The organism is Arsenophonus endosymbiont of Aleurodicus floccissimus (assembly GCF_900343025.1).
Taxonomy (GTDB): domain Bacteria; phylum Pseudomonadota; class Gammaproteobacteria; order Enterobacterales; family Enterobacteriaceae; genus Arsenophonus.
In genome coordinates, this window is record NZ_OUND01000001.1 from 918,012 (window position 1) to 943,271 (window position 25,260).

The 25,260-nt window shown below is 33.8% G+C and carries 29 protein-coding genes and 7 pseudogenes; 1 reads left to right on the top strand and 35 read right to left on the bottom strand.

The annotated features are described in order from the left end of the window. Window positions 1–179: 179 nt before the first annotated feature. The 34 genes and pseudogenes from ARADI_RS05025 to yceD form a co-directional block, all read right to left on the bottom strand. Window positions 180–560, bottom strand: coding sequence for a hypothetical protein (locus ARADI_RS05025; protein WP_147392363.1), 381 nt, complete (start codon window positions 558–560; stop codon window positions 180–182). A gap of 486 nt (window positions 561–1,046) precedes the next feature. Then, a complete protein-coding gene (locus ARADI_RS05030; protein ID WP_119711335.1) occupies window positions 1,047–1,646 on the bottom strand; it encodes a hypothetical protein in 600 nt (199 codons plus the stop codon). 2 nt (window positions 1,647–1,648) lie between these two features. Then, on the bottom strand, window positions 1,649–1,945 hold the full coding sequence (locus tag ARADI_RS05035; protein WP_238149142.1) for a hypothetical protein: 297 nt from the start codon (window positions 1,943–1,945) through the stop codon (window positions 1,649–1,651). A 21-nt stretch (window positions 1,946–1,966) separates the two neighbouring features. Then, the gene (locus ARADI_RS05040) at window positions 1,967–2,230 is read right to left on the bottom strand and encodes a hypothetical protein (RefSeq protein WP_119711337.1); all 264 of its coding nucleotides are present in this window, start codon (window positions 2,228–2,230) and stop codon (window positions 1,967–1,969) included. Window positions 2,231–2,337: 107 nt separating this feature from the next. Continuing rightward, window positions 2,338–2,961 carry a calcium-binding protein gene (locus ARADI_RS05045; RefSeq protein WP_119711338.1) on the bottom strand — a complete coding sequence of 208 codons (624 nt, stop codon included), beginning with the start codon at window positions 2,959–2,961 and terminating at the stop codon, window positions 2,338–2,340. Window positions 2,962–2,996: 35 nt separating this feature from the next. Continuing rightward, the gene (locus tag ARADI_RS05050; protein WP_119711339.1) at window positions 2,997–3,479 is read right to left on the bottom strand and encodes a hypothetical protein; all 483 of its coding nucleotides are present in this window, start codon (window positions 3,477–3,479) and stop codon (window positions 2,997–2,999) included. Window positions 3,480–3,532: 53 nt separating this feature from the next. Continuing rightward, on the bottom strand, window positions 3,533–3,925 hold the full coding sequence (locus tag ARADI_RS05055; RefSeq protein ID WP_147392364.1) for a hypothetical protein: 393 nt from the start codon (window positions 3,923–3,925) through the stop codon (window positions 3,533–3,535). A gap of 180 nt (window positions 3,926–4,105) precedes the next feature. After that, window positions 4,106–4,324: a hypothetical protein gene (locus tag ARADI_RS05060; RefSeq protein ID WP_147392365.1), complete on the bottom strand. Its 219-nt coding sequence runs from the start codon at window positions 4,322–4,324 to the stop codon at window positions 4,106–4,108. A gap of 57 nt (window positions 4,325–4,381) precedes the next feature. Next, window positions 4,382–4,642 (bottom strand): hypothetical protein, encoded by a 261-nt coding sequence (locus ARADI_RS05065; RefSeq protein WP_119711342.1) that lies wholly within the window; start codon window positions 4,640–4,642, stop codon window positions 4,382–4,384. 195 nt (window positions 4,643–4,837) lie between these two features. Next, window positions 4,838–5,188 carry a hypothetical protein gene (locus ARADI_RS05070; RefSeq protein ID WP_119711343.1) on the bottom strand — a complete coding sequence of 117 codons (351 nt, stop codon included), beginning with the start codon at window positions 5,186–5,188 and terminating at the stop codon, window positions 4,838–4,840. Between the two features lie 643 nt (window positions 5,189–5,831). Continuing rightward, the gene (locus tag ARADI_RS05075) at window positions 5,832–6,593 is read right to left on the bottom strand and encodes a hypothetical protein (protein WP_119711345.1); all 762 of its coding nucleotides are present in this window, start codon (window positions 6,591–6,593) and stop codon (window positions 5,832–5,834) included. A gap of 111 nt (window positions 6,594–6,704) precedes the next feature. Next, window positions 6,705–7,346: pseudogene (locus tag ARADI_RS05080) on the bottom strand (C80 family cysteine peptidase). 27 nt (window positions 7,347–7,373) lie between these two features. After that, window positions 7,374–7,538 carry a hypothetical protein gene (locus ARADI_RS05090; protein ID WP_182853097.1) on the bottom strand — a complete coding sequence of 55 codons (165 nt, stop codon included), beginning with the start codon at window positions 7,536–7,538 and terminating at the stop codon, window positions 7,374–7,376. A gap of 20 nt (window positions 7,539–7,558) precedes the next feature. Next, on the bottom strand, window positions 7,559–8,146 hold the full coding sequence (locus ARADI_RS05095) for a hypothetical protein (protein WP_119711347.1): 588 nt from the start codon (window positions 8,144–8,146) through the stop codon (window positions 7,559–7,561). A 308-nt stretch (window positions 8,147–8,454) separates the two neighbouring features. Further along, window positions 8,455–8,706 carry a hypothetical protein gene (locus ARADI_RS05100; RefSeq protein WP_238149143.1) on the bottom strand — a complete coding sequence of 84 codons (252 nt, stop codon included), beginning with the start codon at window positions 8,704–8,706 and terminating at the stop codon, window positions 8,455–8,457. Window positions 8,707–9,200: 494 nt separating this feature from the next. After that, a pseudogene (ycfP, locus tag ARADI_RS05105) lies at window positions 9,201–9,732 on the bottom strand (alpha/beta hydrolase YcfP); the annotation flags it as partial. Further along, window positions 9,729–10,733: pseudogene (nagZ, locus tag ARADI_RS05110) on the bottom strand (beta-N-acetylhexosaminidase). The pseudogenes ycfP and nagZ, both read right to left, overlap by 4 nt. A 3-nt stretch (window positions 10,734–10,736) precedes the next feature. After that, the gene (locus ARADI_RS05115) at window positions 10,737–11,453 is read right to left on the bottom strand and encodes a phosphotransferase (RefSeq protein ID WP_119711349.1); all 717 of its coding nucleotides are present in this window, start codon (window positions 11,451–11,453) and stop codon (window positions 10,737–10,739) included. Window positions 11,454–11,474: 21 nt separating this feature from the next. Continuing rightward, the gene (locus ARADI_RS19480) at window positions 11,475–11,603 is read right to left on the bottom strand and encodes a hypothetical protein (protein ID WP_255420611.1); all 129 of its coding nucleotides are present in this window, start codon (window positions 11,601–11,603) and stop codon (window positions 11,475–11,477) included. A 17-nt stretch (window positions 11,604–11,620) separates the two neighbouring features. Further along, entirely contained in the window at window positions 11,621–12,196 is a 576-nt protein-coding gene (gene lpoB / locus ARADI_RS05120) for a penicillin-binding protein activator LpoB (protein ID WP_119711350.1), read from the bottom strand. A 152-nt stretch (window positions 12,197–12,348) separates the two neighbouring features. Further along, the gene (gene hinT / locus ARADI_RS05125; protein ID WP_119711629.1) at window positions 12,349–12,711 is read right to left on the bottom strand and encodes a purine nucleoside phosphoramidase; all 363 of its coding nucleotides are present in this window, start codon (window positions 12,709–12,711) and stop codon (window positions 12,349–12,351) included. Between the two features lie 38 nt (window positions 12,712–12,749). After that, window positions 12,750–13,535 carry a metal-dependent hydrolase gene (locus tag ARADI_RS05130; RefSeq protein WP_119711351.1) on the bottom strand — a complete coding sequence of 262 codons (786 nt, stop codon included), beginning with the start codon at window positions 13,533–13,535 and terminating at the stop codon, window positions 12,750–12,752. Between the two features lie 11 nt (window positions 13,536–13,546). Then, the gene (holB, locus tag ARADI_RS05135) at window positions 13,547–14,536 is read right to left on the bottom strand and encodes a DNA polymerase III subunit delta' (protein WP_119711352.1); all 990 of its coding nucleotides are present in this window, start codon (window positions 14,534–14,536) and stop codon (window positions 13,547–13,549) included. 1 nt (window position 14,537) lies between these two features. Then, complete coding sequence (gene tmk / locus ARADI_RS05140) at window positions 14,538–15,173, bottom strand: dTMP kinase (RefSeq protein ID WP_119711353.1); 636 nt, start codon at window positions 15,171–15,173, stop codon at window positions 14,538–14,540. Beyond that, the gene (gene mltG / locus ARADI_RS05145) at window positions 15,170–16,195 is read right to left on the bottom strand and encodes an endolytic transglycosylase MltG (protein ID WP_119711354.1); all 1,026 of its coding nucleotides are present in this window, start codon (window positions 16,193–16,195) and stop codon (window positions 15,170–15,172) included. Before mltG ends, tmk begins: the two co-directional genes overlap by 4 nt. 57 nt (window positions 16,196–16,252) lie before the next feature. Next, window positions 16,253–16,996 (bottom strand): aminodeoxychorismate lyase, encoded by a 744-nt coding sequence (pabC, locus tag ARADI_RS05150; RefSeq protein ID WP_305000187.1) that lies wholly within the window; start codon window positions 16,994–16,996, stop codon window positions 16,253–16,255. Window positions 16,997–17,217: 221 nt separating this feature from the next. Next, window positions 17,218–18,486 (bottom strand): annotated as a pseudogene (fabF, locus tag ARADI_RS05155) (beta-ketoacyl-ACP synthase II). A 102-nt stretch (window positions 18,487–18,588) separates the two neighbouring features. Next, window positions 18,589–18,855 carry an acyl carrier protein gene (gene acpP, locus ARADI_RS05160; RefSeq protein ID WP_119711355.1) on the bottom strand — a complete coding sequence of 89 codons (267 nt, stop codon included), beginning with the start codon at window positions 18,853–18,855 and terminating at the stop codon, window positions 18,589–18,591. Window positions 18,856–19,004: 149 nt separating this feature from the next. After that, window positions 19,005–19,739, bottom strand: a complete 735-nt coding sequence (gene fabG, locus ARADI_RS05165; protein ID WP_119711356.1) for a 3-oxoacyl-ACP reductase FabG — start codon at window positions 19,737–19,739, stop codon at window positions 19,005–19,007. A 7-nt stretch (window positions 19,740–19,746) separates the two neighbouring features. Continuing rightward, window positions 19,747–20,679 (bottom strand): ACP S-malonyltransferase, encoded by a 933-nt coding sequence (gene fabD / locus ARADI_RS05170; RefSeq protein WP_119711357.1) that lies wholly within the window; start codon window positions 20,677–20,679, stop codon window positions 19,747–19,749. 20 nt (window positions 20,680–20,699) lie between these two features. Continuing rightward, entirely contained in the window at window positions 20,700–21,653 is a 954-nt protein-coding gene (locus ARADI_RS05175; protein ID WP_119711358.1) for a beta-ketoacyl-ACP synthase III, read from the bottom strand. Window positions 21,654–21,659: 6 nt separating this feature from the next. Next, a pseudogene (gene plsX, locus ARADI_RS05180) lies at window positions 21,660–22,698 on the bottom strand (phosphate acyltransferase PlsX). Window positions 22,699–22,729: 31 nt separating this feature from the next. Beyond that, a complete protein-coding gene (rpmF, locus tag ARADI_RS05185) occupies window positions 22,730–22,900 on the bottom strand; it encodes a 50S ribosomal protein L32 (RefSeq protein ID WP_119711359.1) in 171 nt (56 codons plus the stop codon). Next, window positions 22,881–23,437 (bottom strand): annotated as a pseudogene (gene yceD, locus ARADI_RS05190) (23S rRNA accumulation protein YceD). The gene rpmF and the pseudogene yceD overlap by 20 nt, the downstream one beginning before the upstream one ends. Before the next feature lie 142 nt (window positions 23,438–23,579). On the opposite strand from yceD, the pseudogene ARADI_RS05195 reads away from it, so the two are divergent. Then, window positions 23,580–24,167: pseudogene (locus ARADI_RS05195) on the top strand (Maf family protein). 71 nt (window positions 24,168–24,238) lie between these two features. Here ARADI_RS05195 and rluC read toward each other — a convergent pair. Next, the gene (gene rluC / locus ARADI_RS05200) at window positions 24,239–25,186 is read right to left on the bottom strand and encodes a 23S rRNA pseudouridine(955/2504/2580) synthase RluC (protein WP_119711360.1); all 948 of its coding nucleotides are present in this window, start codon (window positions 25,184–25,186) and stop codon (window positions 24,239–24,241) included. Between the last annotated feature and the right edge of the window lie 74 nt (window positions 25,187–25,260).

The following is a 25,260-nucleotide window of genomic DNA, read 5'->3' on the forward strand; positions in this document are numbered from 1 at the left end:
TAGAAAATGTTTAAATTACTATCGCTCATAAAAATAAAGAATTCAATAATTTGGATCAAAAAAAGCATATTTTAACAATCCAGTATTATTATCTTTTTCTATTACAATTGCCATCATATGATTTTTAGATGATAACTCAAAATAATGATTACAATTGATGTCATCTTTATCAAAAAATCTTAAAATTTTATATCATTAGCTATAGACTTTTCATATTTTCTATTTATCTTTATCCCTCTATCATTATAATAGTCAACATATGTAGAGAGATACTTTTTTAAATCAAGATAAGTTTTTTGTACAATTAATTTTAAATTAATAATATCGTTATCATATATATTAATTCTACGTTGAATTTCTATCATTAAGTCGTTAAAACAAAATCTTTCAATAAATTGATTGTTTTGGTTAGCTTCAAATTTTATTATCTTAGTAAAATAATCTTGTATATTTTCATTTTGTTGTATTAGTGGGCACATTGAGTAACTAGGTTGATAATTTACCATCTCATATAAATCAAATGATAGTATTTGTCTGCCAATTAAATCAATAAATAACAAGTTCACCTTCTGTTTAGCATGCAATTGCCTTAACATAAGGTTGATCATTACTTTCTGTTTCAGAATCAATTATTTTAACTAAACTCTGGATACCTTTAATATATTTTTTTCCTGCTCTAGTCCACCTTCCCGTACCTGTGTTAAATAAGAGGCAGATAATGCCAAACATATACCTGTTACTTCTTTTGCTACACTAGAATCGTTATATTAAATAAATTTATTAGCAATATGTTCGAAACGTTCTTTAGAGGCTAAAAATATATATTTATGCTAAGAAAACCCTGGTTTGAAATAGTATTTTTTAAGTTTAGGAATAATAATTTTCCTTGTGGATAAATTTTTATAAAAAAATTATATTAAATAAATAACTTTATAGATGATAAAAACTTAGGATGTTATTAATTTAACCGTTAATTACTTTTATCATTATATTAACTAAATATTACCAAATTATTAAAATTAACTTAATTTATTATAATGATATATTTACTTGATTAGACTCTTTTCATCTACAGATAAATTAGAAAGTAACGAGTTAACATTTTCCTGTTGAAAAGTTGATGCGGCATTAATTAATAATTCAATATTTTTATTAGTTAACAATAAACCATTATTCAATGAGCTGTTAATTTCCACATTATCTTTATATTTTTCATAATCATAAATAATAATTTTGTTATTATTATCTTTTGATGATAAAATTAAATTATTATCTGAGTAATCAAATATAGCATTACTTGTAAATTCATGAGTAAAAATTTTATTATTTCCTGACTGCAGAAAAATTTCTATATTACCAGTACCATAATTTACCACAACAACATTATTATCTTTACCAGCTAAAATAATTTTTCCTGTTTTACTCATATCCGTTAATATATAATTACCTGCTGATAAATTAACTTTTATAATTTGCGAATAGCCTTTAGGATAAAAAATAATATCATCAAATTCTGACGGTTGTGCTACTGTTATACAAGGCGTAATTTGGTAACTATTTTCTTGATATTCTATAGTAAAATATTCATTTTTTATCCAGTAAATAAATTTTGCGGTAAAAATCAACAACATTATTAATAAATTCAATTTCAGCTAATTTTGTTGATCCCTGATAAAAAACTATCTTGATTAAAAGTGAAATCATAACCACTATAATCTTTTAGTACAATAATAAATATATCTTCATTAGTATATGAAGCGGTAATTTCTTTAAAATCAAATGTAATGCTATCATTAATATTATCTGTGATAATTAAATCATCAAGTAAATAAATATCGATACCATGAGAAAAATAGATATAACTGTTCTTCTTAATCGAAGTAAGATGATTATTATAGTTATCACTATAAAAAACTGTATGTGGATTATTATTAAAACTGATCATAGGTTTTATCATATCGGATAATCAATAATTTTTTCGGGTAGTTTTTATTCTATTTTTACTAAAATCAATTTCAATTTCGTTAATAGGTACATCTTTATTAACTTTATCTAATTTTTCAAAATATATTGTTTCAAATATTTTTTCTGGTGTAGTGTGTTTTTTAAATTTTTGTGGTAAGCACATTGATAATAAAAAACCATCCATTGTTTGCAATAGGTATTGATGATTAAGCCCATACTCATCATTAGCTAAACTGATATAAACATTTTTTAACTTTAAATTCACTTTATCTGATTTAATTTCACTATCGGTTAGCTCGTTGTCTAATAATATTTGTAGATAAATATCACCATCAATTAATTTAACCTCTTTAATTTCATCAAGTTGATAATTTAGATTGACAATACTTCTACTTTTTTTTCTACCTCATCAATAACAATATTGATAGCAAAATCATAGTCTGATTTGAGTTCAGTTTTTATCGTATTCAATATTTTCCATTGTTCATTATCCGCATCCCAAGAATAGTTCTGTTCGAGCCATGGGAGTGCATCTTGATTAGAATACCTATTATAACGTCCGATAACATAAGTATCTTGTCCTTCACCACCATTGGCATAACCATTATTTAATATCAAGGTATCTTTACCGGCCATACCATAAATAATATCTTCCCCACCATTACCATTTAGTATGTTATCTTTTTCATCACCTAAAATTAAATCTTGGCTATTTTTACTAGCTATTACATTTTCTATACTAATAAAATCAACACAGACATCTGTTGCATATTTTTTTCTTATCAGTGAGGATATACTGGCAAAATTATCAATATAATTGTTGGTTAAATACCTCAATTCTCCTTGTTGTAAATTAATAAATGTTCCTACAGTTTTTATTAGCTCATCAGTTTGCTGTCGGTCATTATCAGTTATAACTATTTGATAATATGGTAATTGCTCAACATATAAGGTATCATTTCCACTATTACCGTCAAAAAACTTATTTTCATCCATTTTAAGCTTGCCAAATAATAAAATAAATACATCATCTAATTCACCACCAATGAATATTTTTTTCTATTAGCACAAATAAACTGATTCTTAACGGTCTGAGATCCAACGATAGTATCGTCACCATTAGCTAAATTAAAACTAATGCCCGTTATGTAATTTTTTATACTCTCTTTTGATAAATAACTGCTCAAACTTTCATTTAAATATTCGCTTTGATTATTTAATTGTAAGGAATAAATCGCGTTAACTTGCTTTATATTTGATAAGTTGTGTCGTATATGTAGCTGATTAATCATTTGCTTAACAACATTATTAAATTTGCTACTCAACAATATCATTTCATTTATTGATTCTGAGGAAACTGGAATATAAGTTTCTACTTTAGCAAATTCTACCTGATAACGATTAGGGTATTGCACTATAATTTTCTCAACTTCTTTTTTCGTGAATTTCTGTTCTATTACCTGTTGAGCTTCATCAATTTGTTGTTGCTTCCATAAATTAATAGGCAGTATCACAATATTAAATCATGTTTTAAAAATTCCAGATCATATTCAAATTTTTTATATTTTTACTCTACTAAATAATAATTATTTTTGTTATCAAACAGATGATACAAAGGTAACTTGGCAATATTTTCTTGTTCCTCGCTGATGATGCTTAAATTATAACCAGCTGGTTGTAGTACTTGCTTAAAAAAATTCTCTTCACTTTGTCGGTGATAAAGCTTTAATTGACTTTCAGTTTGCTGTTGCAATAATTTATTTTGTATCGAATAGGTTGGATGCAGTCCTAGGATTGTACTGATGCCTAGCTGTAACTTTTCAGGTGTTGTTAGTTCGACTTTTTCCTCTACTCGTTCAACAACCCGATAAGCATTATAAAACATACTACCTAACATTAATCCATTGCCGATCACCAGCCCTAATGGCCCAGCAGTTGATGAACCAACTAAAATAGCCAAAGCAGTAGAAACCGGTCACACCCGCATTAATCAATGATAATGTGCCATTAACAATTAAATCTTGTCTAATTGCCGGATTATGTTCATTATTTAACTGACTAAAATTCTCATAGGCATAATAGAGATCAAAACCGGCTGTCGCCAGGGTGATCCCTGCATTTACCCGGTTAGCAAATACTCCTAACTCGCTTGGCTTGGCTTGCCTTCCATTCGATAAGCGGCTTTTAATAGTAGCAGTTGTAAAACCTGAGAACTGAAATTGGTTAGTCCTGCCGCCCAAGTAACAATCAGATTGTCTTCCAATATTTTTCTTTCGTTGTCAGCTAAATTAGGGTTATTTAATTGCATAACTATGGATTGAGTTGCAGAGACTAACTGTGTTACAGCAACTAACTTCAAGGAATGAAAAAGCTTATTAATTAAGGGGGTATAACGTGGTAACTGAGAGATACCCAGCTATAATTTTTGCGGTAAATTTCTTGTTAGGAATGGTTGGCTATGATACCGATCAATATAAGCTAAACGTTGTATAAGAACAGCCAAATCATTTAAATTATCACTATTAATAAATAGTTCTGTATAATTACTGACTGAATTAATTCTTTCTTTTAACAGCTTGATAATGTTTATATCATTTGCTATTCCATGGTAAAAACTAAGATAATCATTCAATGCTACCACATCAAATCGTATTTTTTTTCTGCCAATCTGGAACATTTCTAATTGTGAATAAGGAGAGTTTTTTATCTTCTACATAAGCTCCAGTTTGTTGCAATATAGCAAGTGGAATATCAATACCATCTATCTGGACTAAAATATGCCCATCAGGTTGATGTTCTTTTATTGGTAAATAATCTATTAATTTTTCTAATTTATAATTTAATATTGCATCATTTTTTATTTCATATAGTTTTATATCATAATTATTATAGTTATTTTTTTGATGCCTAATATTTCGTAACGATAAAGTTTTTCATTATCAATAATAATTTTATCATCAAGATACACAGTTATAAAAGCTTTAATATCTTTATAGGCATCTTCTTTACTGACTATATTTAATTTTATTCCTACTATTCTTGGATAAAATATTTTAGCTTGATAGTAATCATTAATTTTACTTTCAATTAAAATAGTAAAAATATAATTGTCAATAACCAGTTGATATCGGCAAATTGGTAAATTTGCTAATTCATTGATATCTTTTTTCTCAACTATTTTTTGTGAAATAATAAAGTAAAAACTATTAAATAAATTATTCAAAGCTGCTAAAAACTACTGCTCTTGGTCGGTTAATAACCGCTGGTTAGGAAATGATAATAAACTATGATGATATTGTAATAATTCACTTAATCTTGCAGTATTATTTTCATTATAAGCATAAAATAATGATAAGTTTTTCTCTAATCGATTACTTTTTTCATAATAAAAAGCATACGATATCGGATTTGTGGTTATATCAAAAGTTGGAATCTATTTTTTATCAATTCTATTTGCTAAACTTATTATATTACTTAAATAGTGATTATGCCATTATTGTCTTTTAACTAATGCCTGTTTTAAAGTTAATTGACTGAGGCTACTACGCCTATCTATACTGGCTAGTTACATTAGAGTAGAAAAATAATTGTGATAATAAATAATTTTAATAATTACTTAAATAATGAATAATATTTGGTCGATAAGAAATATTCTATAATAATAATATTTAGATATCGTATGCCTGCGGTTGTATCGTCGGCAACTGATTATTAAAAAATAAATTACGCCTTTCAATTAACGTATTAACATCGATATATTTACTCTGTTCAAAATAACTATTTACTTTTCTATTTATAATAGAATCATATTTAATCTGATTTATTTTATTAATATCTAATTGATCATTTTTATTCATTAAATAACCCTATAAATAATAGCTATATTTATGGCTATTTTTATTTAGATCTATTTTATCTGTGACTATATCCATTAACAAATATTGTTCAATAGGTATATTATTAAAATAAAGCTGCTTAGTATCAATATTATAATCAAATCGACTTAATTCTTGCCAGTTGGGTATTGATAAATTATATTGATGCAACTCATCCGACGATAATGACGGTAAGCTACTACTTTCATTTTGGTAGGTGGTTACTGTACTATTTATGGCTTTTCCTGCCAAATTGATTACGGTTTCACTTGCAATACCACTTGGATCATAAGGGTTAGCCAATTTACCTAGCCCTTGTTGAGAGAAAAAACAGACTTCTGCCGGAATATTTAAACCCAAAAATAGCTTTATTTCGCCAAGAACATCAACTAATTTAGCTGATAATAACCCTTCAAATAAAAATTGCTCATCGTAGTTAACAATATCACCTAATAAGATCCATTTTTTAATTTCAGTTTTATTTAATTTATTTAATTTATTTAATTTATTTAATTCACCATACTCTATAATCGCTGTATTTGAATATTTATCAATCTGAAAAATAAACGTATTTTCTGGTAACTGTTCAGGTAATAATTCAGCTTGCTGGCGAAATATTTTATCGCCTAAAAAACGAAATATTATTTGTACGCCATTTTCATTTAATATTTGTGATGATCCTGCTGTTATATTAGCAGCATTAACTTTTGACCATAAAGGAACATTGTAAATATTTTTTATATAAATTATCAATTAATACACCAATATCGTAATTATTGCTTACTCTTTCATCGCTGGAAAAATTATCAATAAAAATTTGATAAGCTTCACCATAGTAAGTAACCGTTTTGAGCAAATCTAAATTCAGCTCGCCATTAGGATAATAAAATATTGATTAAGGTAGTCACGATAACGATTTACAACCTTGGGCAAAGAAATATCAGCTAAATTTATTTCCCGTAAAAGAGATAATATTAAAGCTTCGCCATTAATCGTTATTTCACTACTAGCACTATCTTTTATATATCGATTCTTATAATATTTAGCCGGCTGTTTATGTTGTTCACTATCCAAATAAACTTGTTTACAGCCACTATCATTAATGTATAAATATTTGGTATAGGCCACTACAGTTGCGCTAAAACCTTTGTGCCAAAATTCCTGACTTATATTTAAAGCAAAATTATCCTGACCTAGTTTACAACCTAACAAAACAATTCTTTCTGACTCATTGCTAACTAATAACGTTTCTTTTAATTTATCAACAATGTCATAAGCATGCTGATTAGCAAACAGTCGTTGGTTGCTCTGCTTATCTAAACGGCCATGACCGACGAGTAACCAACGCGTTTTTTTGCCAGCCACTTTATCCATATCACCATAGATAACTCAATACTAATCAATTGCAAAATCATACTGTATCAGCAATGTATTAGTCGGATGTTTACCAATTAAGTTTCCCACCGCTTGATTAACAATCTCCTCATCTTCCAGCTGGATAATAATATTATACGAGTAACTAGAACCATCTAACTATGATTCAGTTAATTCTGTTTGATTTTGCTGAAAAATAAGTTCTGGACTATTTTTCGGGTTCCACCACTGTTCAATTGGTTCATGCTCTTTATCACCTAAAACTTTATTTTTATCTAATTCAAATAATTCTACAGGTAATTGCTCACAAGGAAAATTAGCCATAGAATCAGTAAGATAAAACTCTAATAATTCTCTGCTATTTGGTAAATAATATCACTAGCATTAGTAATTTTTCGTATCTTATAATTTTCATTATTGATACGTATATGAATATTATTCTCTGACAATTGCAGAATATTTTCATATTGATTTGTAAATAATGATAATATTTTATCTGCTGACAATGTATCTAGCACAATATTAATATTTTTTAGTTTATTTTTTTCACTGATTAATTGGATAGTTGTGATTCTATTATTATCAGTAAATTGTTTAATAATAATTTTCACTTTATTATCCAAAGTAAAATTATTCCTATTTTCACAAAGAATTTTATTTGTCGTAATATTAACTAAATTTTCATCTATCACTGGTAAAATAGCATACTCTGTTATTATATCATCATGTTCCATTTCATAAATAAATATATTAACCGTATCATTTTGTAAACCAGGAAATTTATAAATGTCATCTCTTATTTTTACAATATAATTTAAAAATTGAGTAAAAATATATTTACTATCTGTTTGTATGACACCATAATTTCGATCAAAAAATGCATAGGTTAATTTTCTCGTTTCACTATTTTTCTCTATCACAATCGCCATCATGTGATCTTCTGAGCAAAATTAAAAATATTTACTTTTATTTATATCTTCAATGTCTATATTTGTTTTAATAAACTTATCAATATTAATCTCATTTAAAATATATTTTTGACTATTATTTATGGTCTTTAATCCTCGCTGATTGTAATAAATTAATATATTTTTCAAGATATTTTTTCTTAAGCGTGATAAGAGCATTATTAGCAAAAAATTTAATTTCTTCGGTAGTATAATTTTGATTATCAACCTGGAGTGCTGTTTCAATAAAAAATTCTTTAAACCAGAATCTATTTTTATATAAAATTTGAATATTATTTTTTATATTCAGTGACTCTTTTAATATAATTAGCTAATGTTTCCGTAGATTCTTTTTTTGGCCAATACCAATAGGCTGGCTCATAATTAGCAATATCTAATATATCAAATGATGCCCGTTGTCGATTTGCTAAATCGATTAATAAACGATTAATTTTTTCTTGGGCATGAAGTTTTTTCGCTTGTAAATTGGCCTTCAAATAAGGGAAAGTATAAGAATATATCTCTTCATCTAAGATTTTTGTCAAAATTTTGATACTCTCCAAATAATGTTTACCTTGTTCTAACCCCCCTTGACGTACATGAGTTAAATATTCAGCACTAAGTGCTACACATAATCCAGTGATCCCTTCAGTAACATTGCTATCATTAGTCGAAACAAATTTATTAAAAATAAATAATAATTTATCTTCAAATTCATTATAAATATAATCATCTTGCTAAAAACTTATATCAAAAAATACTTCATAATATTTTGCATAATAAATAACCTTATATATCATTATTTTTATTTAAATTTTAGTCATTGTTAATAACAAACTCTTGGCTAAAATAAAAGCGGGTAATCATTTGTTATAAATTATAAAAATTTGATGTGGAATTATGAATATATACAAAATAGAGTTAATTAAGGAATATGTTTTCATGCTGTTATTTTTATAACAACAATCATTTTAAATGATAATAAATTATATTTTTTAAATAAAGAAATGACGTTATTAGAACATAAAATATAATAATAAAATAATTTAATTTTGGTTAGATGACATGACAAATCTTTAAATTTATGATTTTGTTTTTCATCCCAAATTATAGGATAATAATCCTTTAAAATATTAGCGCTTATTTGGCTATCAATAAGTTCATCATGGCGAGATAATATTAGCATACAGTTATGTTTGTTCTTTTGGCGAAAATTATCCACACATTTTGTCATGATGTCTAAATACTCTTCCAGTCGGGTAATTTTTCCTATTATATTTTCATAAGGAAATAGATTGTAGTTCATCATCAATTGTGTTATATTACACAAAAATCTTATCCGTTCAGCCCAAAAACCACCCAAGCCAACACCACAAATTAAAATTGGTGTTTGATTAATACTTTGAATATTTTTATCGACCCCCTTAAGTAAGTGTTGGTTGCATATCATGCCGTGGATATAGTGTACTGTAACTGATGGGACGCACATCCGGATCAATAAATTGTAATTGCATGATTTTTTCATGGTTTCCTAGGCTATTTGAATCAAAACCATGTAAATAAATAATCATAATTGCCTCTGCCATTTTTCACTCAAGGACGTTAATGCTAGATTCGCCGCTTGCCAGCATGATGTTTTTTGTATTCTGCGAACGTGTATCGATACGCATGATGATAAAGCTCTACCGTTTGGTTATATTTTGCGTTTGGTAAACTATCTAATACACTAATCGCACCCATACGATTATTGCAAATAAGTAGCTTATCACAGCCGGCATTAAGGGCTGCCTGTGCCCGTTCAGGATATGCTCCCATCATCGCCGCTCCCTCCATCGAGAGATCATCAGAAAATATTGTCCCGCTAAATCCTAGCTGTTGGCGTAAAACTGATTTTAACCAATAAGCCGAAGCACTCGCTGGTCGTTTGTCAATTTGAGTATAGATGATATGAGCTGGCATAATGGCATCAAGTAAACAACGTTGAATAAAATAACTAAAGATTTTCATATCATGTGCGCGGATAGTGGTTAACGGGCGATCATCAATCGGTGTTTCTTTATGTGAATCACTACTAACCGCACCATGGCCGGTAAAATGTTTACCTGTTGTTTTCATTCCAGCTGTATGCATGCCTTTAATAAAACGCTCAGCCATATCCAGTTGTTGATGAAAAGATCGATCACCGATACTATACAATTATGTCCAATATCAAGCACAGGGCCGAAACTAATATCAATATCCATCCCGATCATTTCTGCCGCCATCAAGCAACCAGCTTCTTCCGCTAAATTAGCCGCCGTATACTGATCATTAAGCATGGCAAAAGATTGGGCCGCAGGTAGCGCAGTAAATTCGTCTCGAAATCGCTGCATACGGCCACCTTCTTGATCTACAGCAATAATTAAACGGTTATCTGTCGCATTGCGAATTTGTCTGACTAGCTCTCTGAGTTGCTCAGGATCATGATAATTGCGCGTAAAGAGAATAATACCGCCAACCAGCGGATGCTGTAGAATTTCACGTTCTCAGCATCTAATTCAAATCCCTGTAGATCTAATATAATTAGCCCCATAAATTATCCTCTTAATACATTTCTTGAATCACTATTTATTATCAGATCAAACCATATTCTAATAGGTTGAGCCAGCGCTATGTATTGCGGATCTTTTGTCTGCATCCATCGGACTTCATACCACATCATTCTCATATAATTAACCCAAGACTGCCATAACAGCACTTGCTGGTTTAATTTATAAAAATCATTATAAGCATGCAATTGCTGACAATAGTGTTGCAAAAACTGACTTTGTACATTTTCATCCCAACTATTTGTCGCGAATAACGTTGCCAGCGCAAATGCCAAATCACAATCAGCGGCATACTCCCAATCCAAAAGTCTTAAAGTTCCATTATCAGCTAATAAAACTTTTCCACTATGAATATCAAGATGGGCAAGTACTTTTTTACTGGTTTTAGGTTGGCAGGCATGCTGAAAAAAATGATGTAAATTTAACCAATTAGCTGATAGCCTGCGCCGATCAATTTGATGCCAGTAACTGGCTAAATGTTGTTTTAAATGCAGTGAATAACCAGATAATGGAGATGAATGTAATGATGCGAGTATCCGACTTAAAGGTTGATATAATTCTAGTAAAGAATAGGAGGTATCAGTAACTACCTTACCTTCCATCCATTCTAATAGTAACCAGTCATTATTAGCTCCTAGTGCCTTCGGAGCAGCAACAAATTGAGTAAGATGGTGTAATATTTTACACTCTTTTTGCCGGTTAATACCTAATAAGCGCTGATCTTTTCAGGCAAAACGCACAATCAATTTAATATTGGCAGTTGTTTCAGCGTAAAAACTTCCACCGCTCGCTCCTGATAACGCCTTAATTCGCCACTTATCACTCGTTATTGCCGGATATTTTTGTAATAACAAGTTAATAAGTGTTTTTTTTATTCAATGCGATTTGAACCCGACCAGAGGATCTCACCCGTTTGTGCTGCCATTAGCTGCATTTCAATTTCACTTTGCTGTTGATTGCCCGAAATGACCGAATAAAGCACATAGTCAGCTTGCACATAACGCGCTAATCCGATGGCCTTACTCCGCGTAACTAAACTGTCTTCCTGAGATAAGCCTAGTGCTTTGCGTGTATTTGCCACCACATCTTGTGGAACTAATTTGAATACATTTTGGTTATTAACCGCCTCAATAATCGCATCGGTTGCTTGCATTGATTGAATTGACATATTGGTATTATTTTTTATTGAATCAATTAATAACACCTTGCCTGACTCAACCCCTTGAGCTTGTACCAATTGATGGGCTAAAGGAATCACTACTGTTGACCAATCTACTGTTTTTACCTTTGGTAGCTGCGGTACAGTATCTGGAGACGTTGGTGTTGTTGGTTGTTCGGTAGGCTCAGTAGGTTCGATTGTAATAACAAGTGCTGGTTTTTTATTCGTTATCGATGAACAACCAACTAATATGAATGTAACAACCATAAGTTGAAAAATACGTCTCATTTACTCTTCTCCTATGTACCTTAAATTGCAAGGTAAACTGAATAACAAAGCCTGCGCCAAAATACCAATTTAAATTGCTTTATAATTAAATATTAACCAAAAAATTACTTTTGTCTTTCCAATAACAAATCAACAAAATAACGGTACAAAATTTATTTATCTATCTTTTTTGTTAACAACGGCCCTAAAGGATGACCTCCCACTAAATGCATGTGAATATGGAAAACTTCCTGGCCTGAATGTTGGTTACAATTCATAATTAAACGGTAACCATCATCGGCAATATTTTCCTGCTTAGCAATCTTTGCCGCAACCGTAATCATGTGGCCCAACGTTTGTTCATGCTCAGGTTTCACATCATTGATAGTGGCGATCAAAATATTAGGAATAATTAAAATATGGACCGGTGCATGTGGTTCTATATCCCTAAACGCCGTCACTAAATCATCTTGATAAACAATATCAGTGGGGATTTCGCGGCGAATAATTTTACTAAAAATCGTTTCCGCTGCCATAATTTCATCCTTTAAATTTTTATGAAGATGTAAGTGTTTCAATCACGTCTAATGGTTAAATGAAAAAGATCCCAAAAATTTTGTGTAGTAGCTCGCGCAATTTCTTCAATATCTACGCCTTTTAATTGGGCTAAAAACTGTGCTACATCTCTTACATAAGCGGGTTGATTTTCTTGGCCGCGATGGGGAACAGGCGCCAGGTAAGGAGCATCAGTTTCAATTAAAATACGCTCTAAAGGCACCATACGCGCAGCCTGGCGGATCTGTTCTGCATTACGAAATGTCACTATACCGGAAAATGAGATATAAAGCCCTAAATCTAATAATGCTTTAGCCATCTGCTCATCTTCCGTGAAACAGTGTAAAACCCCACCGCAATTACCCATCTGTTCTTCTTTCAATATCGCTAATGTGTCTTGCTGGGCTGCTCGTGTATGGACAATAACAGGTTTGTTTAATTGACAACCTATACGAATATGTTGACGAAAAGATGTTTGTTGCAATTTAGCATTTTCACTTTGGTAGTGATAATCCAAACCGGTTTCACCTAACGCAACAACTTCATCACCTGACGCTAAACGTGCCAGCTCATCAAAATCATTACCTTGATTGAGATCAAGCGGATGTATACCACAAGAAAAGGCCACATTGTCACGCTGACCAATCTGCTTTTTCATGTTAATAAAGCCTGGCAGGGTTGTTGCAACAGCCAAAATATATTTTACCTCATTAGCCGATGCTTTTGCGATAACGTCATCGATATCTTTATGTTTATTCTTATAATCTAAACAATCTAGATGACAATGTGAATCCACTAAAAACATAATAAACTCTTTTAATTATGATAATGAAGTGTGTTTTGCCAGTTGATTAACTGAGATGTCAATCGTAGTTCCTGATTCAATCCCATCACTGACATTAATTGATGGCGACAATTTTGCCATTCAGTAGCGCTCTTTAATAAGATATCTATAGAGTTGATGCCAGCCAATTTAGTAATTAACGATGACTGATCTTGATTGACACAATAATTACCTGCATGCTGTTGATATTTTACTGCATCCAACAATAGGCTTATCAGCCAACTGATCCGACAGGTAGCGTCTGGCTGATCCAATTCAGGTAACCAGTTTAAAAGTGTCTTTATTGATAAATGTTGCATTAATGATTGGTAAAATTGCTTTCTTTTCAGCCAATTATCAGGTTGTAGCAGTGTTAAAGCGGCAAGAGGCGCACCTGCATTCAGTTTTATTGCCGTTTCAATATCAACTTGCGCTAACGATATTTTTTGTTTTTGTAACCAAGAAATCGCGGTTTTACACTCAGGTACTGAAAGGTAATAATAAAAACATCGACTACGTAATGTGGCTAGCAATAAAGCTGGATCTTGACACTCTAAAAAAAAATAGGTATTGTCTGTCGGCTCCTCTAAAGTTTTCAATAATGCGTTGCTAGCCGCTTCTGTTAGCGCTTCCGCCGCAGGAAACCAAATAATTTTGGCGCCACCTTGCTGTGCATGGCTAACTAAAGACTCAGTTAAACAACGAATACTTTCAATACCTATCGTATTTTTACCTTTGTCAGCGGTAATTTTATGCCAGTCAGGATGTGTCCCTGCTAACATCAGTTGACAGCTATGACAACTACCACAGCTTTTCATGCCCGCTGGTTGTTGGCACATCAGCCAGCGGCTAATAGCATAAATGAGTGAATCACTTCCCATCCCAGCATTAGCATGTAATAGCAATGCATGATGTCCTTGCTTTGTCTGATGGAAAGCAATTATCTGTCTATATGCATGATTTAACCATGGATACCAGTTCATTCTACTTGCCTTGCGCTGTCAACCAATTCGATAATGTCTGGCGAATATTTTTTTGCACCTCTTCTAGTGATTTGTTAGCATCAATCGTGATGATTGTGTCATCTTCCTCAGCTAATTCAAGATAGCGCTGACGGGTTCGTTTAAAAAAGTCCAATGACTCTTTTTCTATCCGATCTAGTTCACCACGATCCCGAGCTCGCTGCAAGCCAAGAGTCGGTTCTATATCAAGATATAGTGTTAGATCAGGTCGAAAATCATCCAATATAGTATTGCGCAATACTTGCATTAATTCAGCAGAAAGCCCACGTCCTCCACCTTGATATGCTTGTGATGAGAGATCATGGCGATCACCAATGACCCACCTTCCCTCTACTAGAGCAGGCTTGATAACATTTTCAATTAATTGTATACGCGCGGCATAAAGCATGAGTAACTCCGCTTTATCGGTGACTTTTTCCTCGGCAATACCATGCTTAATTAATTGTCGCAATTTTTCTGCTAACGGCGTTCCTCCCGGCTCACGGGTAAAATCAATTTCAGTTATTCCTACCTTAGCAAGTGTTTTTACAACTGTTTTTATCGCGGTAGTTTTTCCTGCACCTTCGAGACCTTCAATAACTATATAACGACTTTTCATTCATTTTTATCTTTTGTCTGACGATAATGTTTAACTGCCTGATTATGATCATTAATATTTGTAGTAAAAGTATGCCCACCATTACCTGTTGCAACAAAATATAAATAATTGGTTTCATCCGGATCAGCCGCTGCTTTAATTGAAGCACTACCAGGCATAGCTATTGGCGAAGGCGGCAATCCAACAATCAAATAAGTGTTATAAGGGCTAGGCTTATCTAAGTTACTACGATAAAGTACCCCACGGTATTTATCACCTAAACCATATATAACAGTAGGATCTGTTTGCAACCGCATTTTTTTCTTTAATCGATTAATAAATACCGATGCCACTTTAGTTCTCTCTATATCAATGCCGGTTTCTTTTTCAATAATTGAAGCCATAATTAACATTTCATATGGCGTTTTATACGGCAAATTTGACGCTCGGCCTTGCCATTCATATTCAACAGCCGTTAACATTCTCTGATGCGCACGCTTTAATATGTCAATATCATTCATTTCTGCTGTGTAATAGTAAGTATCTGGATAAAACCACCCCTCTAATGATTGACTTGGCGGTAACCCTAATTGCTGCGCTAGTTTATCAGCAGACTGACTTTCAATAGTCTGCTTTAAATAAGGCGCTTGGTGTAATGCTTTTTTCCAGTCTTCAAAACAAGAGCCTTCAATAAACAGCAAGCTAAATTGCGCTTCTTTACCAGCATAAAACATTTCTAACATTGCCCGCAAAGACATGCCAGGATTTAATCGATAGGTTCCCGCTTTAAATCGTGCCAATTGTGGCTCTAATCTTAGTAACGATTGAAAATTATTCGCCGAATTTATTATTTTCTGCTCTACTAACAATGATTCTAATCCTGCTCGCCCTGTAACTGCTGGCAAAGTAAAAATAGTTGTTTCATGAATATTAATCGCTGTATCAGCGTAATTTTGTATCTGACGGTAAAATGTATAAAGAATACAGCCACTCAATATTAATAAAAAAATAATCAACCACAATATTCTTCTTGCATACTTCATTTAATATTCATTTCCTAATATTACACTATGAAAATTAATCTAATATTAATCACAAAATTAAGTTAACCTCAAACAATATGGCATAAGAAAATTGAATAATTCACGAGAATAATAGTGCCATACGGGTTGCTTAGGCTGCGTTATAATACGTTTAACCGATAATATGGGCATTAAAGCATTAGTAATGATTACCTCATCGCTCTGTACCAATATATTAGGATAGTCGCTGATATAAAAAAGTTCATAATCAGTATCAGATAAACTCGCAATAACCTGTTTGCGCATTACACCTTCAACACCAGCATGATTTAAATTGGGCGTGTAAATTTGTTTTCCTTTCCGTAAAAAAATATTTGCTGCGCAACATCCAATCAATATGCCATTAGTATCCGTCACAATAGCTTCATCAACATTCAATAATTCAATTTGCTGTTTTATTAATATTTGTTCTAATCGATTTAAATGTTTAATGCCGGCCAAATAACAGTTACTATTTACTGGTATTTTACTCAATGCTAAATTAATACCTGTTTGCTGTTGATTTAAATAAATAGCGGGATAATCAGTTAACAAAATAATGACTGTTGCTTCGTTGAGGCCTGCTATGCTATATCCTCGCCCACCTTCACCACGACTAATGATAACTTTAATCACCGCTAAATCCTTTTTATTCAATTGTGCTATCTTATTTATATCAGCAGCCAATTTTTGCCAATCTGGTGTAGGTAAAAGTAGTTGTGTAACACCTTTTTGCAATCGATAAATGTGGTGTGACAATAAGGCTGGTTGATGTCCAACCACACGAATTGTTGTAAAACAGCCATCACCAAATTGAACAGCTTATCCATTGCCGAAATATTATTTCGCTGTTTACCATTAATCCAACATATCATTGCGTTAACTTCTTAATCAAACTAAATACCTGCTATTTATCGCTACAGTTTACTGTAAATCCATCATTTATATCAATAAAAAAGCCTCAACTTAATTTAGATTGAGACCTCTTTATAAAAAAATATCAATTAATTAACTTTACGAAAAATAATCGAACCATTTGTACCGCCAAAACCAAAAGAATTGCATAATGCATACTGCATATCTTCAACTTTACGCTTCTTATCTGGTATAAAATCTAGCCGCCCTGTCTTCACTAATTCGTCTAATTCACTATCGAGATTTTCAAGGTTAATTGTTGGAGGAATAAGTTGATCTCTTAACGACAGAATCGTAAAAATAGATTCAATTGCACCTGCTGCACCTAATAAATGACCGGTCATCGATTTAGTCGAGCTAATTAATATTTTACTCTGCTGTGAGTAAATCGATGCAACTGCCCGCGCCTCAGCAATATCTCCTGCCGGCGTTGATGTACCATGAGCATTAATGTAACCTATTTCTTCTGTGTTTATCCCTGCATCATGTAACGCATTTTTCATGGCCAGTGCCGCACCTTCACCATTCTCTGGTGGTGACGTCATATGATAGGCATCACTACTCATACCGAAACCCGCAAATTCAGCATAAATTTTAGCGCCTCGAGCTTTAGTATGTTCATACTCTTCCAGCACCAAAATACCCGCTCCATCGCCTAATACAAAGCCATACCGCTCCTAATCCCAAGGGCGGCTTGCTCGCTCAGGTTCATCATTACGTCTTGATAGGGCTTTGAGGGCGGCCAAATCCAGCAATACCTAAAGAAGTACTTGCTTTTTCTGCGCCACCTGCCAGCATGATATCCGCGTCACCATAAGCAATAATATGCGCTGCATGACCAATGTTATGCACCCCCGAAGTACAAGCGGTAGCACTAGAGATAGTTGGGCCTTTAAAACCATAAATAATACTTAAGTGTCCAGCCACCATATTGATAATAGTTGAAGGAACAAAAAAAGGACTTACTTTGCGTGGACCATTAGTCAGTAAAACATCACAGTTTTCCTGGATTAGTCCTAATCCGCCAATACCAGAACCAATTGCTACGCCAATACGATGCGCATTTTTTTTCTGTGATTTCTATACCTGCATCTTCAATAGCTTGTTTACCCGCAGCAAGCCCATATTGAATAAAAAGATCAATCTTGCGCGCATCTTTAGCCGAAATACCATAATCGTCATGATTAAAATTTTTAACTAGACCGGCGAACTTGGTTGTATGGTTTTCAGTGTTAAAATGCTCGATAAGGCTGATGCCACTCTGTCCAGCACATACAGCATTCCAAGATGACTCAACTGTGTTGCCGACAGGGAGATAACATGCCGAGTCCAGTCACAACTACTCGACGTTTAGACACGTATATCCCTCCAGAAAAAGGAATAAGTTTTGGTGAAAATATAGGCGGTCGATCGACCGCCTATATATGTGCATAAAAGCTCTCTATAATTAAATTTACGGCTTATGAGCTATGGCTATTAATATAATCAATAGCTGCTTGCACTGTCGTGATTTTTTCCGCTTCTTCATCAGGAATTTCGGTATCAAACTCTTCTTCTAATGCCATGACTAATTCAACAGTGTCAAGAGAATCCGCACCTAAATCCTCAACAAATGAAGAATTATTTGCAACTTCATCTTCTTTAACACCTAACTGTTCAGCAATTATTTTTTTAACACGCTTTTCAATATCATTGTCGTTGTCAACACGTTGGTCTTTAATGCTCATACTATTTAAATTCCTATTAAAACTCGCTTTCACGATGGTTTTCGTAGTTTAGATACAGGAAAGGCACAACCCAATCCTGGCTATTCGAACCTGATTTCGCATTATTATATGCTATTTTAGCGTTAACCATGCAAATGATTCATTGGTTTTTAAATCATACACATGCCACCATTGACATGTAATGTTTCACCCGTAATGTAAGCTGCTTCATCAGAAGCTAAAAATGCTACAGCACTGGCAATTTCTTTTGCATCACCGAGCCGCCCCACAGGAACATTAGCTAAAATGCCTACTTGCTGTTCATCTGTCAATGCTCGAGTCATATCGGTTTCTATGAAACCAGGTGAAACAACATTCACCGTAATACCGCGGGTAGCTACTTCACGTGCTAATGATTTACTAAAAGCGATAACACCTGCTTTAGCCGCTGCATAGTTTGCCTGTCCAACATTACCTAATGTGCCAATCACTGAGCCAACAGAGATAATGCGACCATAACGTTTTTTCATCATTGAACGCATTATAGCTTTGGCTAGACTAAAGATCGAAGTTAAGTTTGTATCAATAACTCTGTCCCACTCTTCTTTTTTCATTCGCAGCAATAGATTATCACTGGTAATACCTGCATTATTAACTAAAATATCAATTTCACCAAATTCTGCACGAATTTTGGATAGAGTACTATCAATAGATTCAGTGTCTGTCACATTCAAGACATAACCTTTACCTTTATCACCAAGATAGCTACTAATCGCCTCGGCACCTTCTTTGCTTGTAGCAGTACCAACTACTTTCGCACCACGTTCAGCTAGCAGTTCAGCTATTGATCGCCCGATACCACGACTTGCCCCAGTTACCAAGGCTATTTTTCCATCAAAAATCATGTTTTCCTCAATTATTTATCAACGCAGCGATTAATGATGCCGTATCATTAATCGCTACCGAATTAATCGTACTCACAATGCGCTTAGTTAAACCAGTCAATACTTTACCTGGCCCCATTTCTAATAGTTGCACGATTCCTTGCTCAGCCATGAATTCGATGGTTTCAACCCAGCGTACAGGATTATACAGCTGCCTGACTAAAGCCTGTCGAATACCCTCTACCGAATTTTCGATTTTGACATCGACATTATTTACAACAGCGATATTAGGTTTATTAAATACAACTTCTTCTAATGCTTGCGCTAATTTTTTTGCAGCAAGCTGCATCAATGCACAATGTGAAGGTACACTGACAGCCAACGGTAAAGTACGTTTTGCACCAGCAGCTTTACATAAGGCAGCCGCTCTCTCAACAGCGCTTTTCTCACCGGCAATAACAACCTGACCTGGCGAATTAAAATTAACTGCAGAAACCACTTGGCCTTGTTCAGCTTGCTGACACGATGCTAATACTGATTCATTATCCAAACCAATAATTGCATACATAGCTCCCATCCCTGCCGGCACAGACTCTTGCATCAATTGCCCGCGTAATTCTACCAATTTGACGGCGGATTTAAAATCGATGACATCGGCACAGACCAATGCAGAATATTCACCTAAACTATGGCCTGCCATTAGTGTAGGCATTTTGCCTTTTTTTTCCTGCCATACTCGAAAAATTGCCACAGATGCAGATAAAAGTGCTGGCTGTGTTTTCCAAGTTTTATTTAATTCTTCTTCTAAGCCACTTTGGACCAAATCCCATAAATCATATCCTAATACATTAGAAGACTCAGCAAACGTTTCCTCTACTACTGCAAACTCTTTTGCTAGATCAGCTAACATGCCAAGGGGTTGAGAACCTTGGCCAGGAAAGATCATTGCAAAATTAGACATTTTTTATTTTCCTGTATAATTTAAAAACGGATCAGCGCTGAGCCCCAAGTAAAACCACCACCAAATGCTTCAAGTAATACCATTTGCCCTCGCTGTATGCGGCCATCTCTGATTGCTTCATCAAACGCTGTCGGTACTGATGCTGCTGAAGTATTACCGTGTCTATCCAGCGTAATAACGATTTTATCCATTGGCATAGCCAGCTTTTTTGCTGTTGCTTGAATAATCCGTAAATTAGCTTGATGCGGGACTAACCAATCCAATTTTGATTTATCCAGTGCATTTTTTTCTAATGTTTCACCCACTACATTAGCTAACTCACTCACCGCGATCTTAAAAACCTCATTACCCGCCATTGTGACGTAAGTTGGCTCTAAGCATTTACTATGCTCTTGATGGCGTAAAGTTAATAAATCACCATAATTACCATCGGCATGTAAATGGGTTGACAAAATCCCTGGCTCTGGTGAACCGCCGACAACGATTGCACCTGCTGCATCACCAAATAAAATAAGTGTACTACGATCATTCGAATCTAATACTCTAGATAATACATCAGAACCAATAACTAATGCCTTCTTCGCCATCCCTGTTCTAATGAACTGATCACTAATACTCAGTGCATAAGTGAAGCCAGCACATGCAGCAGCAACATCAAATGCAGCACAATCTTTAATGCCTAATATTTGTTGGATTTGGCATGCCGCACTTGGAAAAGCATGGGTCGAAGAAGTCGTTGCTACAATGATTAAATCAATTTCATTAGCTGCGATGCCAGCCATTTCTAACGCTTTTTGCGCAGCATTAGCACCCATTGTAGATACATTATCTTCTGCTGTTGCGATGCGACGTTCTTTAATTCCTGTTCGGGTAGTTATCCATTCATCAGAAGTATCTACCATTTTTTCTAAATCAGCATTCGTACGAATCTGTACGGGCAAATAACTGCCTGTACCTAAGATTTTTGTATACATTTTGCTTTAATCACTATTGGGTAGTAAAGTATTCAAGCGAGTCGCAATTCTATCAGGAATTTGCTTTTCTACCGCCTGAATCGCCTGTTCAATTGCAGCTTTAAATGCTTTTTGGTTTGCCGCTCCATGACTTTTAATTACAATGCCGTGTAATCCTAAAAGTGAAGCGCCATTATATTGATCAGGATCCAGGTGACCAAAACGTTTTGAGATACGTTTCTGTAACCACGGTTTAATCAACTTCATCAGCCAAGATGAGATCTTATTTTCTGTAGTTGAAGATTTTACTAAAGATAAAATAACGCGTATCACACCTTCCATTGTTTTCAACGTTACATTACCTGCGAAGCCGTCACAAACGAATACATCAGTTTTACCCGTCAATAACTCATTACCTTCTAGATAACCAATATAATTAATAGAAGGTGTTGCTTTTAATATTGAGGCGGCTTCGCGGATATTATCTAAACCCTTATTTTCTTCTTCACCAATATTTAATAATGCTACTCGTGGATTGCTTATATTAGCAACCTCTTCAGCCATTACTGCTCCCATCACGGCAAATTGTACTAGCATTTGACTATCGCAGTTAACATTAGCGCCTAAATCAAGTAATAACGGTTTTACCATGTTCTTGATTTGGCAAAATCGTTGTCAACGCTGGCCTTTCAATACCATTTATTGTTTTTAATATGAGTTTTGCTAACCCCATAAGTACACCAGTATTTCCAGCACTAATACACGCTTGCGCCTGACCAGACTTCACTAATTCTAGAGCAATCCGCATTGACGAGCCTTTACTTTGCCTAATTGCTTGTAATGGCTTAATATCATTAGCAATAGCATATTCAGCAGGAATAATTTGCAACCGATCACGCAGATCAGCGCGCTGATCTGGAAGCAATGGGTTTAAAATTTCGGGAATACCGACCAGTAATAATCTTAACTGTGGATTAGAAACGAGTGCCTGCAATGCAGCTGGCACAATAATGCGAGGACCATTATCCCCACACATCGCATCTAATACTAAGGTTAAATTAGCCAAGGCATTAATCGTTTAATAATTAACACAAAAACTATTTATTAATAACCTTGCGACCACGGTAATAACCATCAGCAGTCACATGATGACGCAAATGAGTTTCACCAGAAGTTTTATCTACCGACACTTCGGCAGTTGTCAATACATCATGTGAGCGACGCATACCACGTTTAGAACGAGTGGGTTTATTTTGTTGTACGACCATTGACTTTACTCCTTAAGTACTTTTTTAAACTAGCTAATACGGTAAAGGGATTTGGTTTCTCTGCCTCATCAGGCAACTTACCAAAAAGCATATCCGCGTCGGACACTTCACAGCGTTCAGAGTTATGAACCGGGATCACCGGCAAAGAGAGAATTATTTCATCTTAAATCATTGCTAGCAAATCTATTTCACCAAATTGATCAATAATGTATTGGCTCATACTCTTCTGGTAATAACACAATCCTCTCATCATCAATGACAGGACTAAAACAATAAGTTACATGAACATGGGGTGGTTGAAATTTTTACCACAACGCTCACATTTTAACGTAACATTAACATTAGAATCGCCTTTTGTGACAACTAAATGTTGATTATCTATTGGAAACGATAGCTCACTAGTTACATCGCTATCTATACTTACTACTGATTCTACGACACGCAAAACCTGTTCAGGTGAATAATAATCCTGAATAATCGAGTTTTTTGTGCTGCGCGATGCGCATCAATCGTTAAGGGTAATTTTACCTTTTGCATAAGGCGCGCATATTATCTTTGTAATGAGACATAGTCAAACGAAAAGGCTGCTTTTGCTTATTTTTCCACCAAATATTCGCTATTTAAGCTCTATTTAGTTTAAAATGTCTCACCTCATTTGGCTATTAATTTTAGATGTTTTATGAAATCAACTGTATTGGCGTCAATGTCATCTTCACACTATCAGCTACTACAAAAGTTAGGCCTACCTTTTATTGTATTACAGATGCACCTAATATAGGTGAAACCCCATTAATCAATGAATCGGCAACTTTTCTCGTCACTCGCTTAGCCATTGAAAAAGCAAAATCACTAGTAACTAAATACCCTACACATTTAATAATAGGTGCGGATCAAGTCTGTATCCTAAGAAAATCAAATAATAGGAAAACCACTAACTCATAGCAAAGCAACCAAGCAACTGAAGCAAGCCTCTGGCAAAAAAATTATCTTTTATACCGGACTCTGTTTATTTGATAGTGAAACCAGAAAATACAATGCTAGATGTGAACTTTTCACTGTTTATTTTCGCCATTTAACAGATACAGAAATTGAAAACTATCTTACAAAAGAACAGCCTTATCAATGCGCCGGGGCTTTTATGTCAGAAGGATTAGGCATCACATTATTTGAAAAACTTGTTGGACGGGATCCTAATACTTTAATCGGCTTACCTTTAATTAGTTTAATCAATATGTTACGCGCTAATGGCATCAATCCTCTCAATTAACTATCTCACAACATACAAAAAGCAAACCAGTTTATAACGCAAACTGGTTTGCTAATTTGATTAGCGATGCATTATTGCTTACGTAATCTTGCTAAACAGTTCTTAAGTTGTTGATCTAAAGGGGCGTTGAAAGTTAATTTTTCCCCACTTGCCGGATGGATAAACATTAATAAAGTTGCATGTAAAAAAAGTCGTTTCAAACCAGTAATCGTTAACTGTTGATCAAAATCGCGATCACCATAACGGTTATCAAATGCTATAGGATGCTTTGCATATTGTGCATGTACCCTGATCTGATGTGTTCGCCCTGTTATTGGACTAGCATTGACTAACGTAGCATTAGAAAAACGCTCTTCAATTTTAAAATGGGTTTCTGAATGTTTACCATCAGCGCTGACTTTCACTATCTGTTCGCCGCTTTGTAAAATATTTTTTAATAAAGGTGCCTGAATAACTTTAATATGCAGCGGCCATTGCCCCTTCACTAACGCAATATACTGTTTTTGCATTTTTTTCAGACGTAACTGTTGGTGTAATAGCCTAAGAGCCGAACGTTTTTTCGCTATTAGTAAAACACCCGATGTTTCGCGATCTAACCTATGAACAAGTTCCAAAAAACGTGCTTCAGGACGTAATGCGCGTAAAGCTTCAATAACACCAAAATTTACCCCACTGCCACCATGAACAGCCATACCAGAAGGTTTATTCAAAACCAGCAGATGCTCATCTTCGTAAAGTATATAGTCAGTGAGTACGGCTACCTTATCCAATTTAGCCGAAATAACATTCTGTGGCTTTTCTGCCAGCCGAACGGGTGGGATCCTGATTAAATCGCCTGCTTGAATTTTATATTCAGGTTTGATTCTACCGCTATTTATTCTTACTTCACCCTTGCGAATAATACGGTAAATCATACTCTTAGGAACACCTTTTAAACGTGTCAATAAAAAATTATCAATACGTTGACCTGCTTTATCATTATCGATAGTAACAAATTGGACCTTATTCTGTATTTTCATTATCTAATTATAACATTTTGTTAACATTTAAACTTGTTAAATATTGCGACCGAATATTATGATACCTTGTTTTA